At 58.2% G+C, this 13,634-nt stretch carries 14 protein-coding genes; 9 read left to right on the top strand and 5 right to left on the bottom strand.

Annotated elements, in window-relative coordinates:
• Position 1: 1 nt before the first annotated feature.
• Positions 2–1,009, top strand: a complete 1,008-nt coding sequence (cydB, locus tag F8N44_RS13090) for a cytochrome d ubiquinol oxidase subunit II (protein WP_007909749.1) — start codon at positions 2–4, stop codon at positions 1,007–1,009.
• 77 nt (positions 1,010–1,086) lie between these two features.
• Positions 1,087–1,254 (top strand): DUF2474 domain-containing protein, encoded by a 168-nt coding sequence (locus F8N44_RS13085; protein WP_080750744.1) that lies wholly within the window; start codon positions 1,087–1,089, stop codon positions 1,252–1,254.
• 73 nt (positions 1,255–1,327) lie between these two features.
• Here the strand turns inward: F8N44_RS13085 and F8N44_RS13080 are convergent, their stop codons facing one another.
• A complete protein-coding gene (locus tag F8N44_RS13080) occupies positions 1,328–2,452 on the bottom strand; it encodes a methyltransferase (protein WP_150650577.1) in 1,125 nt (374 codons plus the stop codon).
• Positions 2,453–2,628: 176 nt separating this feature from the next.
• Positions 2,629–3,342 carry an autoinducer binding domain-containing protein gene (locus F8N44_RS31315; protein ID WP_191630888.1) on the bottom strand — a complete coding sequence of 238 codons (714 nt, stop codon included), beginning with the start codon at positions 3,340–3,342 and terminating at the stop codon, positions 2,629–2,631.
• A gap of 321 nt (positions 3,343–3,663) precedes the next feature.
• Between F8N44_RS31315 and F8N44_RS13065 the strand changes: the two genes are divergently transcribed.
• Positions 3,664–4,440, top strand: a complete 777-nt coding sequence (locus tag F8N44_RS13065) for a ferredoxin--NADP reductase (protein ID WP_150650576.1) — start codon at positions 3,664–3,666, stop codon at positions 4,438–4,440.
• 44 nt (positions 4,441–4,484) lie between these two features.
• On the opposite strand, the gene mscL is transcribed toward F8N44_RS13065, so the two are convergent.
• A complete protein-coding gene (gene mscL, locus F8N44_RS13060; RefSeq protein ID WP_007909770.1) occupies positions 4,485–4,898 on the bottom strand; it encodes a large-conductance mechanosensitive channel protein MscL in 414 nt (137 codons plus the stop codon).
• A 286-nt stretch (positions 4,899–5,184) separates the two neighbouring features.
• Between mscL and katB the strand changes: the two genes are divergently transcribed.
• The 3 genes from katB to radA are packed head-to-tail and all read left to right on the top strand — an operon-like array spanning position 5,185 to position 8,744.
• Entirely contained in the window at positions 5,185–6,726 is a 1,542-nt protein-coding gene (gene katB, locus F8N44_RS13055; RefSeq protein WP_150650575.1) for a catalase KatB, read from the top strand.
• A gap of 59 nt (positions 6,727–6,785) precedes the next feature.
• On the top strand, positions 6,786–7,331 hold the full coding sequence (locus tag F8N44_RS13050; protein ID WP_150650574.1) for an ankyrin repeat domain-containing protein: 546 nt from the start codon (positions 6,786–6,788) through the stop codon (positions 7,329–7,331).
• 45 nt (positions 7,332–7,376) lie between these two features.
• Positions 7,377–8,744 (top strand): DNA repair protein RadA, encoded by a 1,368-nt coding sequence (gene radA, locus F8N44_RS13045; RefSeq protein ID WP_007909773.1) that lies wholly within the window; start codon positions 7,377–7,379, stop codon positions 8,742–8,744.
• A 116-nt stretch (positions 8,745–8,860) separates the two neighbouring features.
• Here radA and F8N44_RS13035 read toward each other — a convergent pair whose 3' ends face one another.
• Entirely contained in the window at positions 8,861–9,229 is a 369-nt protein-coding gene (locus F8N44_RS13035) for a PilZ domain-containing protein (protein WP_150650573.1), read from the bottom strand.
• Between the two features lie 159 nt (positions 9,230–9,388).
• Here F8N44_RS13035 and F8N44_RS13030 point away from each other — a divergent pair, with 159 nt between their 5' ends.
• The 3 genes from F8N44_RS13030 (at position 9,389) to yjiA (ending at position 12,802) form a co-directional block, all read left to right on the top strand.
• On the top strand, positions 9,389–11,455 hold the full coding sequence (locus tag F8N44_RS13030; protein ID WP_095121699.1) for a carbon starvation CstA family protein: 2,067 nt from the start codon (positions 9,389–9,391) through the stop codon (positions 11,453–11,455).
• Positions 11,456–11,470: 15 nt separating this feature from the next.
• Positions 11,471–11,668, top strand: a complete 198-nt coding sequence (locus F8N44_RS13025; RefSeq protein WP_003228401.1) for a YbdD/YjiX family protein — start codon at positions 11,471–11,473, stop codon at positions 11,666–11,668.
• A gap of 162 nt (positions 11,669–11,830) precedes the next feature.
• Positions 11,831–12,802, top strand: coding sequence for a GTPase (yjiA, locus tag F8N44_RS13020; RefSeq protein WP_150650572.1), 972 nt, complete (start codon positions 11,831–11,833; stop codon positions 12,800–12,802).
• A gap of 115 nt (positions 12,803–12,917) precedes the next feature.
• On the opposite strand, the gene F8N44_RS13015 is transcribed toward yjiA, so the two are convergent.
• Entirely contained in the window at positions 12,918–13,628 is a 711-nt protein-coding gene (locus tag F8N44_RS13015; protein ID WP_150650571.1) for a GntR family transcriptional regulator, read from the bottom strand.
• Positions 13,629–13,634 lie beyond the last annotated feature (6 nt).

Genomic DNA, 13,634 nt, shown 5'->3' with positions numbered 1-13,634 from the left:
CATGGGTATTGATCTTCCGCTGATCTGGGCCGTGATCATCATCTTCGGCATCATGATGTACGTGGTCATGGACGGCTTCGACCTGGGGATCGGGATTCTCTTCCCGTTCATCCCGGGCAAAGTCGACCGTGACGTGATGATGAACACGGTCGCCCCGGTCTGGGACGGCAACGAAACCTGGCTGGTACTGGGCGGTGCAGCGTTGTTTGGTGCATTTCCGCTGGCCTATTCGGTGGTTTTGTCGGCGTTGTATCTGCCGCTGATTTTCATGCTGATCGGCCTGATCTTTCGTGGTGTGGCGTTCGAGTTCCGTTTCAAGGCCAAGGACGACAAGCGTCATTTGTGGGACAAGGCCTTTATCGGCGGCTCGGTGGCGGCGACGTTCTTCCAGGGTGTGGCGCTGGGTGCATTCATCGACGGCTTGCCGGTGGTCAACCGGCAGTTTGCCGGCGGTTCACTGGACTGGCTGACACCGTTCACCATGTTCTGCGGCGCCGCACTGGTGGTGGCCTATGCCTTGCTCGGCTGCACCTGGCTGATCATGAAAACCGAAGGCAAGCTTCAGGAACAGATGCATGATCTGGCACGGCCATTGGCGTTCGTACTGCTGGCCGTGATCGGTATTGTCAGTATCTGGACGCCGCTGGCTCATCCGGATATTGCCACCCGCTGGTTCAGCATGCCGAACCTGTTCTGGTTCATGCCGGTACCGATTCTGGTGCTGGTGACGATGTACGGCCTGATCCGCGCCGTGGCGCGCAACGCCAACTACATGCCGTTCCTGCTGACCCTGGTGCTGATCTTCCTCGGCTACAGCGGTCTGGGCATCAGCCTGTGGCCGAACATCGTGCCGCCGTCGATCTCGATCTGGGACGCCGCCGCACCGCCGCAAAGTCAGGGCTTCATGCTGGTGGGCACGCTGTTCATCATCCCGTTCATCCTGGGTTACACCTTCTGGAGCTACTACGTGTTCCGCGGCAAGGTTACCCATGAAGACGGCTATCACTAAGCAAAACCCTGTGGGAGCGAGCCTGCTCGCGATGGCGTCGGTAATGGCGCCATCAATCTTGAAGAGGTTTGAAGAAAATGACTGGAAAACATTCCCTGCACGACATTGAAGAAGCCGAAAAAAAGCCGCTGTGGCAGCGGCTCGGCTGGTTGGCTCTGATCTGGGTCGGTAGTGTTGGCGCGCTGTTTATCGCCGCCAGCCTGATGCGCATGTTCATGAATGCCGCAGGTCTGACCACCCACTGAATCATCCCCGTCCCGGCGCCTTCGGGTACGGCTTTGCAACCCTCCTTGCGGAGGGTTTTTTTTGCCTGGCGGTTTACTTGCGGGCTTTGAGAATCACGAATTTCGGCGTGGCAGCCACTTGCTCGACGCCGCGAAACAGCCGCGCCAGTTTGCTGTGGTAACCCAGGTGACGGTTGCCGACGATGTACAGCGCGCCACCCACCACCAGCGCTTCGCGCGCCTGCTGGAACATACGCCAGGCGAGGAAGTCGCCAACCACCTGCTGCTGATGGAACGGCGGATTGCACAGCACCACGTCCAGCGATTGTGCTTCCTGCCCGGCCAGACCATCGCCGGCACGCACGATCACCTCGCGATCACCCAACGCTGCGCGCCAGTTTTCGGCAGCTGATTGCACCGCCATGAACGACTCGTCGACCAGCGTGTAATGCGCATCGGGGTTTTGCAGCGCACTCGCGATGGCCAGAACCCCGTTGCCACAGCCCAGATCGGCAACTCGGGCGCTACCAAGGTTTTTCGGCAGATGCGGGAGGAAGGCGCGCGTGCCGATGTCCAGGCCTTCGCGGCAGAACACGTTGGCGTGGTTGAGCAATTCGATCGACGGTTCGTCGAGGCGATACCGCGAAGGGTAGGGCGAGACGGCCGGGGCTTTCGCTTCAGGTGTGGCGATCAACAGCCGCGCTTTCTTCACCGCCAGAGAGGCTTGTACCGGCCCGATGTAGCGCTCAAGCAAGTCACCGGCAGCGCGTGGCAGGTGTTTGACCATGGCAGCTGCGACCACTTCGGCACCGGGCGCGAGCTGCCCTTGCAAGCGGATCAGTTGTTCTTCCAGTAGCGCGAGGGTTTTCGGCACGCGGATCAGCACACGATCGAACGGCCCGACCAATGGCTCGCTGGCGGGTATTGCGCGAATGGCGTCGAACGCCTGGCCATTGCGCAGCAGGTTTTTTTCCAGCCCCTGAAACCCCAGAAACGAGTCGCCGCTGCTGCTGACCTTGACCTTGCCGAGCAAGCTGGCCGCCAGCGCACCGAAGCTGTCGTTGAGCACCAGTACCCGCGTGTCAGCCGTCAGTTGCTGCGCGGCCAGATGGTTGAGCAGGTATTCGTCGGCCGCATCGAAGGCTTGCAACGGTTCATTCTGCTGCTCGGGCTGGCGGATCAGGTCGAGTTGGGCGAAGGGTGTTTCAAGCAAAGGCATCGGGCGGGAACTCAGGGTAATCAACGGGGTGTTCCGCAGCCTGACAGTGTGCGGCGGAACCGACTGAGTGTAATGCAACGCAGAATGTTCACGTCATCACTCAAGAGGGTCACAAATGGTACGGTTTTTTTGCTGTTATTACCCGCATGTTTTGTAAAGGAGGCAAGGCTGATCGACTAGATGATGTGCGCTCTGACGGCGGCGATGACAGCGGAAATCTTGTTGCAGACGTTGAGCTTCTCGATCACGTTCTGCACGTGATAGTTCACCGTGCGTTCGCTCAGGCTAAGGATCTTCGATATCTCATAGGCCGTTTTGCCACCTGCGGATAACTGCAAAACCTCCAGTTCCCTTGGGGAAAGGTGTGGATGGCGGGGTTTGAGCGAATGAGGCGGCAGTGTCCGGGCAAACATTTCACTCAGATGACTGGCGGCATAGAACATGTAACCGAAATGCTCATACAGCTCCAGAGGGCTGATCGAGTAATGTTTTCGCGCCAGGCTGATAATACTGCACAAGCCACTCTGCTCGTGATGGAACGACTGCGACCAGCCATTTTGCAGTCCATGTTGCTGTAATCCCTCCCATATCGGCCGGGCTTCGGCAAATACCGATTCGCACCAGACAATGGGAGTCATTGAGTGATTGCAGTGTGCTATTAGTGGGTCGACTCTACTGTAATGGTTTTCTTCATATTGCGAGTTCCATTCTTTAGGGTAGTTATTGATTTGCAAGGTGTTAAGAGGCAGGTCCCGATGGAGTGAAACAACCGAAATTTCACAAAAGTTGAATCCGAGGTTTTCGGCGAATCGCAGCAGAATCGGATAAGCGGCATCTACTCCCTTGGCAAACGTCAGTTGTTTCAATTGTGATTCCTTCCATGTTTCCATTTCTGAACACTCCATCGACGTTGCGGGGGGGGCGCGGAATGGATCCAAAGGATCCGGCACGCAACGAAGTGTAGGATGTTTCTTACGGAGTGCTTTAAATTTTTTCGGTATTGAACATTGATGATCTGTCTATAAAGAGTTCTTAGTGCTCAGAAACTTTACATTTGAGTCTTCATGTAAAGTTGTTGCTCTAATTCTGACTTTTTTAACAGTTTAATGCTTTGACGGTGTCTGGAGACGGTTGAATACCATTATCAGTCGTCGGTGTTTCGCAGGCTCGATTTGCGCGACACTGGCAGTCACCGATCAATGGAGTGTCCCATGACCGCCAGTGCCGAGAAATACACCACGCAGACCTTGCTCGATGTTCAAACCTTGACGCCGAGCCTTTTTACCTTGCGCACCAGCCGGGATGCAGGGTTTCGTTTCCGTGCGGGGCAGTTCGCCCGGCTCGGTGTGACCAAGGCCGATGGCAGTACCGTGTGGCGTGCCTATTCGATGGTGTCGTCGCCGTTTGACGAGTTTCTCGAGTTCTTTTCCATCGTGGTGCCGGGGGGAGAATTCACCAGTGAGCTGAGCCGGTTGCAGGTTGGCGACACTTTGCTGGTGGAGCGCCAGGCATTCGGCTATCTGACCCTTGATCGCTTCGTCGACGGGCGTGATCTCTGGCTGCTCTCCACGGGTACGGGTGTGGCGCCATTCCTGTCGATTTTGCAGGACTTCGAAGTCTGGGAAAAATTCGAGCGCATCATTCTGGTGTACAGCGTGCGCGAAGCGCGGGAGTTGGCCTATCAGGATCTGATTGCCGGACTCAAACAGCGCGACTACCTCAGCGAACATGCCCACAAATTGCAGTTCATCGCCACGGTGACACGTGAAGCGCATCCAGATGCACTTCACGGGCGAATCACCACGCTGATCGACAGTGGTGAACTGGAGCGTGCGGCAGGTGTGCAACTGTCAGCGGAGCACTCGCGGGTCATGCTGTGCGGCAATCCGCAGATGATCGATGACACTCGCGCGTTGTTGAAAAAACGCCACATGAGCCTCAGCCTTACCCGCCGTCCAGGCCAAGTGGCCGTGGAAAACTACTGGTAAACAAACGGCGCCTCGCGGGCGCCGTTGTTTATCGTGCAAAAGGTTCAGGGCCGGGTGTTCTGGGCCTTGAGCAAGTCGCGGATCTCGCCCAGCAACTCTTCTTCCTTGGTCGGAACCGGTGGCAGGGTAGGAGCCACGGCTTCTTCGCGTTTCAGACGGTTGATGGCTTTGACCCCCATGAAGATCGCGAAAGCGACGATCACGAAGTCCAGAACACTCTGGATGAACTTGCCATAAGCCAGCATGACCGCAGGGGCATTACCCTCGGCGGCCTTGAGCGTGATGGCCAAGTCACTGAAGTCCACCCCACCGATCAGCAGGCCGATTGGCGGCATGATCACGTCACCGACAAACGAAGAAACAATCTTGCCGAAGGCGGCACCGATGATGATACCGACGGCCATGTCGACCACATTGCCTTTGACCGCGAAGGCCTTGAACTCACTTAGCACGCCCATAGTTATTTCCTTGTTACAGATGAGTTTGGTGTACGCAGTGTAAATCAGCAAAACGCGTCCTGCGCGAAACACCTTCTTACAATGCCCGTTTTTATCGACACATCAATCGACGATTAGTTTGCAAAGTGCCATCAATCGCGCGCGAAATATACGGTAACTCGCTGATCGAACAGCCAATTTTCTCAATCATGACGTTACGTTCTTTCTATTTATGTTCGACGTCGCAGGCCTCTAGCCTTGGCTTGGCGCATCTGGATGCGCCCCAAAATAACCAGAGGATCCTGATATGAACTCCGCACTTGGACTGGGGGCTTTTCCCCGTCGCCGCACCCTCGGTGTACTCACCGCCAGCCTGTTGACCTTTTCGGTTAACGCCGCGCCCCTGACCCGCGATAACGGCGCCGCCGTCGGCGACAATCAGAACTCGCAGACCGCCGGGGCCAACGGCCCGGTGCTGCTGCAGGACGTGCAACTGATTCAGAAGCTGCAACGCTTCGACCGTGAACGCATTCCCGAGCGCGTGGTTCACGCCCGCGGCACTGGGGCCCATGGCACCTTTACGGTCACCAACGATCTCAGCGACTTGAGCAAGGCCAAAGTGTTTGCTGCTGGCCAGAGCACACCGGTGTTTGTGCGCTTCTCTGCGGTGGTGCACGGTAATCACTCGCCGGAAACCCTGCGTGATCCGCGGGGGTTCGCCACCAAGTTCTACACGGCTGACGGCAATTGGGATCTGGTAGGCAACAATTTCCCGACCTTTTTCATTCGTGACGCGATCAAGTTCCCGGACATGGTTCACGCGTTCAAGCCTGATCCGCGTACTAACCTTGACGACGACTCGCGCCGTTTCGACTTCTTCTCACATGTACCGGAGGCAACCCGTACATTGACCGAGTTGTATTCGAACTCGGGTACTCCCGCCAGTTATCGAGAGATGGACGGTAATGGCGTACATGCTTACAAGTTGATCAACGCCAAGGGTGAAGTTCATTACGTCAAGTTTCACTGGAAGAGCTTGCAGGGTCTTAATAATCTGACGCCTAAACAAGTCGCAAAAGTTCAAGGTCAAGACTACAGTCATATGACCAATGATCTGGTGAGCAATATCAATAAAGGTAACTTCCCGAAATGGGACTTGTACATTCAAGTGTTGAAACCACAAGATTTGTCCAAGTTTGATTTTGATCCATTGGATGCCACCAAGATCTGGCCAGGTATTCCTGAGCGAAAAGTTGGACAAATGGTGTTGAACCTTAATCCGGCAAATGTATTCCAGGAAACCGAACAAGTGGCCATGGCGCCAGCGAATATTGTTCCGGGTATCGAGCCTTCCGAAGACCGTTTGTTGCAAGGTCGAGTGTTCTCTTATGCCGATACGCAAATGTATCGCCTGGGGGCCAACGCTCTGCAATTGCCAATCAACGCGGCAAAAGTTGCGGTGAACAATGGCAATCAGGATGGCGCGATGAACTTCGGCGCGAGCAATTCGGGTGTGAACTATCAGCCGAGCCGACTGCAGCCCCGTGAAGAGACGCCAAACGCGCGTTACAGCCAGTCGACGCTGTCGGGCAGCACCCAGCAGGCGAAGATCCAGCGTGAGCAGAACTTCAAGCAGGCCGGTGATCTGTATCGCTCGTTCAGCCAGCAAGAGCGTCAGGACCTGATCGACAGCTTCGGCGGCTCGCTGGCGACCACCGATGACGAGAGCAAGCACATCATCCTGTCCTTCCTTTATAAGGCCGACCCGGAATACGGGACCGGTGTGACCAAAGTGGCCAAGGGCGACCTGAGCCGGGTCAAGGCGTTGGCGGCCAAACTGGCCGACTGATCTCGACGTAGCGCACACGGGGCCTGAGTCAGGCCCCGTTCTGTTCAAGGAGACTATCGATGCGAGCCTGTTTTTTACTGTTGGCCAGTTGCCTGTCGTTCGCGGCGTGGGCGGCACCGACCGGGCAGAGTCCCGAGGCGATCAAAGCCCAACTTCAGGACTACTACTTCGACGCGGCCCGGCGCGGTGATGTGCCGATGCTCGATACGTTCATCGAGTCGGGTTATTCCCTCGATACCCGCGACAGCAAGGGCTACACCGCGCTGATTCTGGCGGCCTATCACGGCCAGGCACCCGCAGTGGAACGGCTGCTCGCTGCCGGCGCCGACGCCTGCGCTCAGGACCTGCGCGGTAACACGGCGCTGATGGGCGCAATTTTCAAAGGTGAATTACAGATTGCCCGACGCCTGATGGCCACCGATTGCAGCCCCGATCAACGCAACGGCGCCGGGCAGACGGCGGCCATGTACGCCGGTTTGTTCAAGCGTCTGGAATTGCTCGATGCGCTGAAGGCCAAGGGCGCTGATCTGGATGCCGAAGATCCGTTGGGCAACAGCGCCGCGCGTCTGGCCAGTGGTGAAATCCGTAGTGCGGCGCCGCGCTGATCGGCGGCCCGTGCGTTATCATCGCGGTTTTTGTCGGGGGTTCTGATGGCCAAGGCCAAGCGCATGTACGGCTGCACCGAGTGCGGCGCAACCTTTCCCAAGTGGGCCGGGCAGTGCGGTGAGTGTGGTGCCTGGAACACCCTGACCGAGACCATGATCGAAAGCGGCGGTGCCACGGCGCCGACCGGCCGCACCGGTTGGGCCGGACAGCAGGCACAGATCAAGACCCTGGCCGAGGTCAGCATCGAAGAGATTCCGCGTTTCTCCACCGCTTCCGGAGAGCTCGATCGCGTGCTCGGTGGCGGTCTGGTCGATGGCTCGGTGGTGTTGATCGGCGGCGATCCAGGCATCGGCAAATCGACGATTCTGTTGCAGACCCTGTGCAACCTCGCCAAGAGCATGCCGGCCCTCTACGTCACTGGCGAAGAATCCCAGCAGCAAGTGGCCATGCGCGCGCGACGCCTCGGCTTGCCTCAGGATCAACTGCGGGTGATGACTGAAACCTGCATCGAAACCATCATCGCCACCGCTCGTCAGGAAAAGCCCAAGGTGATGGTGATCGACTCGATCCAGACGATCTTCACCGAACAGCTGCAATCGGCACCCGGTGGCGTGTCCCAGGTGCGTGAGAGCGCGGCGTTGCTGGTGCGATATGCCAAGCAGAGCGGTACGGCGATTTTTCTCGTTGGCCACGTGACCAAGGAAGGCGCGTTGGCCGGTCCACGCGTTCTTGAGCACATGGTCGACACCGTGCTGTATTTCGAAGGTGAATCCGATGGACGCCTGCGTTTGCTGCGTGCGGTGAAGAACCGTTTCGGTGCGGTCAACGAGTTGGGCGTGTTCGGCATGACCGACAAGGGTTTGAAAGAGGTCTCCAACCCATCGGCGATTTTTCTCACCCGCGCGCAGGAAGAAGTCCCGGGCAGTGTGGTGATGGCGACGTGGGAAGGCACGCGACCGATGCTGGTGGAAGTGCAGGCGCTGGTCGATGACAGTCATCTGGCCAATCCGCGCCGGGTGACGCTGGGCCTGGATCAGAACCGTCTGGCGATGTTGCTTGCCGTTTTGCATCGCCATGGCGGCATCCCGACCCATGATCAGGACGTGTTCCTCAACGTGGTGGGCGGGGTGAAGGTGCTGGAGACGGCGTCTGATCTGGCGTTGATGGCGGCGGTGATGTCGAGTTTGCGCAATCGACCGTTGCCGCATGATCTGTTGGTGTTTGGTGAAGTAGGGCTGTCCGGCGAAGTGCGTCCGGTGCCAAGCGGGCAGGAGCGTTTGAAGGAAGCGGCCAAGCATGGCTTCAAGCGAGCGATCGTGCCCAAGGGCAATGCGCCAAAGGAGTCGCCTCCGGGCTTGCAGATCATCGCCGTGACCCGCCTCGAACAGGCCCTCGACGCATTGTTTGAGTGAACGCCTGACCTGTGGGAGCGAGCCTGCTCGCGAAGGGGCCGTGTCAGTCGGCATCATTGCTCAACGACACACCGTCTTCGCGAGCAGGCTCGCTCCCACAGGGTTTGATGTCGCGCCTAGATTTCGATCAGGGCGCCCAGTTCGCGCTCAAGTTCCGCTTCGTCAGCCAGATTGAGCTCGATCAACCGCCGCAAGCGCTGGATCGATTCCAGGCTGATATGCCGGCAGACAAATCCCAACTGGCCGTTTTCCTCATGGGCCAAGTGCACATCCATCTCGATATCGACGTCATCGCTCAGGTGGATGTCGACGAAGAAGTCCTGTTCGCGATCCCCCAGCCACGGCTCCGGTCGCTCGATCAGCAGTCCCTTGAGCGACAGGTCGATCAGCTTGACCGGCCAGATGAATTGGCCCTGACTCAGCTCGGTTCTGGCATCGAACGCAATACGTTTGAAACGACGTCGATTGGCGGGGTGCTCGCTCATGGCGCAATCCTCATGAAGGTTCGCTGACTATAGACCGCGAATGCGGGCGCCAGCCAATCGCTAAAGCGTCTAGACCAACGTCGGGGTATGGCCTTTGGCGCCGTAAGCGCTAAACTCGGGATGGCTGTCTTTCTTGTCCACCCTGGCTGGAATAATAAAATGAAAAATAATAATAGCCTGCTACGCCACTTACCCTGGCTAGTGCTGGCAATCGTAGGAGCGTGCGCCCTGGGCGTAGTGGCATTGCGCCGCGGCGAGGCGATCAACGCCTTGTGGATTGTGGTCGCCGCTGTGGCCATTTATCTGGTTGCGTACCGTTACTACAGTCTGTTCATCGCCAACAACGTGATGCAACTTGATCCACGTCGGGCCACCCCCGCCGTGCTCAACAACGACGGTCTGGACTATGTGCCGACCAACAAACACATTCTTTTCGGTCACCACTTCGCTGCCATCGCTGGCGCGGGGCCTCTGGTCGGCCCGGTATTGGCGGCGCAGATGGGCTACTTGCCCGGCACGCTCTGGCTGATTGCCGGCGTGGTGCTGGCGGGCGCGGTGCAGGACTTCATGGTTCTGTTCATGTCGACCCGGCGCAACGGCCGTTCCCTGGGCGACATGGTGCGTGAAGAAATGGGCCGCGTGCCCGGCACCATCGCGCTGTTCGGCTGCTTCCTGATCATGATCATCATCCTCGCGGTGCTGGCATTGATCGTGGTGAAAGCACTGGCCGAGAGCCCGTGGGGCATCTTCACCGTGATGGCGACCATCCCGATCGCGATGTTCATGGGCATTTACATGCGCTACATCCGCCCGGGCCGCATCGGCGAAATCTCCGTGGTCGGTGTGTTGCTGCTGCTCGGTTCGATCTGGCTCGGTGGGCAGATTGCCGCTGATCCGGTGTGGGCAAAGGCGTTCACCTTCACTGGCGTGCAGATTACCTGGATGCTGGTCGGTTACGGTTTCGTCGCGGCATCGTTGCCGGTGTGGTTGATTCTGGCACCGCGCGACTACCTGTCGACGTTCCTGAAAATCGGCACCATCGTCGCCCTGGCGATCGGTATTCTGATCACCATGCCCGAGCTGAAAATGCCGGCGCTGACCCAGTTCGTCGACGGCACCGGCCCAGTATGGAAGGGTGGTCTGTTCCCATTCCTGTTCATCACCATCGCTTGCGGTGCGGTTTCCGGTTTCCACGCGCTGATTTCTTCGGGCACCACGCCGAAGCTGCTGGATAACGAAACCAACGCCCGTTACATCGGTTACGGCGGCATGCTGATGGAGTCGTTCGTCGCCATCATGGCCATGGTTGCCGCGTCGGTGATCGAGCCTGGCGTGTACTTCGCAATGAACAGCCCGGCCGCTGTGGTCGGCAGTGATGTCGCTTCGGTTGCGCAAGTGGTTTCCAGCTGGGGCTTTGCGATCACGCCGGAAGCGTTGCAAGCCGTCGCGCACGACATTGGCGAAACCACCATCCTGGCCCGTGCCGGTGGTGCGCCGACCCTGGCGGTGGGTATCGCGCAGATCCTGCACAGTGTCCTGCCGGGTGAAAACACCATGGCGTTCTGGTACCACTTCGCGATTCTGTTCGAGGCGCTGTTCATTCTGACCGCAGTCGACGCCGGTACCCGTGCCGGTCGTTTCATGTTGCAGGACTTGCTCGGTTCCTTCGTGCCGGCGCTGAAACGTACTGAATCGTGGACCGCCAACCTGATCGCCACCGCTGGTTGTGTGGCGATGTGGGGCTGGTTGCTGTACCAGGGCGTGATCGATCCACTGGGCGGCATCAACACCTTGTGGCCACTGTTCGGTATCTCCAACCAGATGCTGGCCGGTATCGCGCTGATGCTTGGCACCGTGGTCCTGATCAAAATGAAGCGCCAGCGCTACATTTGGGTCACCTTGCTGCCAGCCACCTGGCTGCTGATCTGCACCACGACGGCGGGCTTCATCAAACTGTTCGATGCCAACCCGGCGATCGGCTTCCTGTCGCTGGCCAAGAAATACAGCGATGCGCTGGCCAACGGTCAGGTGCTGGCGCCGGCGAAAAGCGTTGAGCAGATGCAGCACGTGATCTTCAACGCTTACACCAACGCAACGCTTACCGCGCTGTTCCTGTTCGTGGTCTTCAGCATCCTGTTCTATGCGCTCAAGGTCGGCATCGCCGCCTGGGGCAAAAAAGAGCGTACGGATAAAGAATCGCCATTCCAGGCTCTGCCGGATGCGTAACCAGAGGATTGCACCATGTTCAATGACCTGAGTCGCCTCGGTAAATACCTCGGTCAGGCTGCGCGCCTGATGGTCGGCATGCCCGACTACGACACCTACGTCGAGCATATGCAAACCAAGCACCCGGACAAACCGGTGATGAGCTACGAGATGTTCTTTCGCGAACGTCAGGAAGCCCGTTACGGTGGCAAGGGTGGGCCGAAGTGCTGTTGAGCTGACAGCGCAAGGTTGAGGTAATCCCCTGTGGGAGCGAGCCTGCTCGCGAATACGGAGTGTCAGTTGATGAATGATTTGACTGGCACACCGCTTTCGCGAGCAAGCTCGCTCCCACATTTGTTTTTGGGTTGTTCATTCATTTTGTGAAGGAGAAAGCGTTTGTCCTCTCCCATTCCGGTCACGGTACTCAGCGGTTTCCTCGGCGCCGGCAAGACCACCTTGTTACGCCACATCCTCAAAGCCGAGCACGGTCTGAAAATCGCCGTGATCGAAAACGAATTCAGTGACGCCGGCATCGACACGCAGTTGCTCGGCGATGAACCTGTGCAAGTCATGACCCTGGCCAATGGCTGTGTCTGCTGCACCATTCACACCGACCTGACCAAGGCGCTTTACCTGCTGCTTGAGCGTCTCGACAGCGGCGAAATCGCCTTCGATCGTCTGGTCATCGAGTGCACGGGTCTGGCCGATCCAGCACCGGTGGCACAGACTTTTTTCATCGACGAAGAACTGCGCGAACGTTACCTGCTCGACGGCATCATCACCCTGGTCGATGCGGCGCACGCGGATGTCCACCTGACCCAGACCATCGCCCAGGCGCAGATCGGTTTTGCCGATCGCCTGCTGGTGAGCAAGACCGATCTGGTCGACGAAGCGACGTTCAACGCACTGAGCGAGCGCCTGACGCGAATCAATCGCCGAGCGCCAGTCCGTGTGGTTGATCACGGCAACATTGATCTGGCAGAACTGCTGGATGTGCGTGGCTTCAACCTCAACGCCGATCTCGGCGGCGGCTTGAATCTGCGCCCAGTGAGCAAGGCGCCGTCGATCGATCGTATTTCCAGTCTGGTGCTGCGTACCGATCAGCCGCTGGATATCGATCAGCTCAGCGAGTTCATGAACGAGCTGCTGGAAGAACACGGCAAACAATTGCTGCGTTACAAGGGCGTGCTGAACATCGCGGGTGAGGATCGACGCTTGGTGTTTCAGGGCGTGTTGAAGCTCTATGGTTTCGACTGGGACACCGAATGGGCCGAGGGTGAGGCGCGGGAAAGTGTGATCGTGTTTATTGCTGATGATTTGCCGGAAGAGAAGATTCGGGCGGGGTTTGCCAAAGTGGCTTCTGCCTGATGGATCTTGGTTGTCAGTGATGGCCCCTTCGCGAGCAAGCTCGCTCCCACAGTCGACCGCACTCTGTCAGTCGAATGCAATTCACTGTGGGAGCGAGCTTGCTCGCGAAGGCGATCTAACCGACAGCACATTGCTCAAGATCTGAACCGAGCAGTGTCTGCTCAAGATGATCCAGATGCCGGTTCATCAGCATCCCGGCCTTGAAAACATCCCGATTTTCCACCGCTTCAACCAGCGCCAAATGCTCCTGCCACGCGCAACAGCTGTGAGTCTGGCATTCACTCCGCGCAATCGCCAATGACGTCAGCGGCACCAGACTGCCGAGAAAATGCGCCAGCGGTGCATTCCCCGCCATCTGCGCCAAGTGCAGATGAAACTCCCCCGACAAGCGAATGGCCGCCCCACGCCGATCCTGCGCGACAGCCTGACGTTCGCGCTCGATCAACCCGCGCAAGCGTTTCAAACCTTCTGTTTGCGGGCGCTGGCAGGCCAGACGCACCAAGGTGTTTTCAGCCAGTCGCCGCGCATGCAGAGCCTGCCTCGTCTGCTCCCGATCAGGTGCGGCGACACGTGGGCGATGATTGGCGCGCAGCACAATGACTTGTTCAAGAGACAACTGCGTCAACACCCGCCGCACATCGGCACGACTGACGCCGAACATCTCTTTCAAACTGTCTTCGGTGAAACGGCTGGCCGGATCGATGCGCTGCTCGAGAATCGCGTCGAACAGTCGCGGGTACAGATCCTCCGCCGGCACTCTTACGCGGGAGAAGGGCAGGGGCGCAGTGGTCGGGTGGGTTTGCGACGGTGAAGCGAAACTGTTCATGGCCTG

It is taken from the genome of Pseudomonas fluorescens (assembly GCF_902497745.1).
Taxonomy (GTDB): domain Bacteria; phylum Pseudomonadota; class Gammaproteobacteria; order Pseudomonadales; family Pseudomonadaceae; genus Aquipseudomonas; species Aquipseudomonas fluorescens_BM.
The sequence above is the reverse complement of the archived record's forward strand: the minus strand, read 5'-3'. Positions and strand labels throughout refer to the sequence as shown.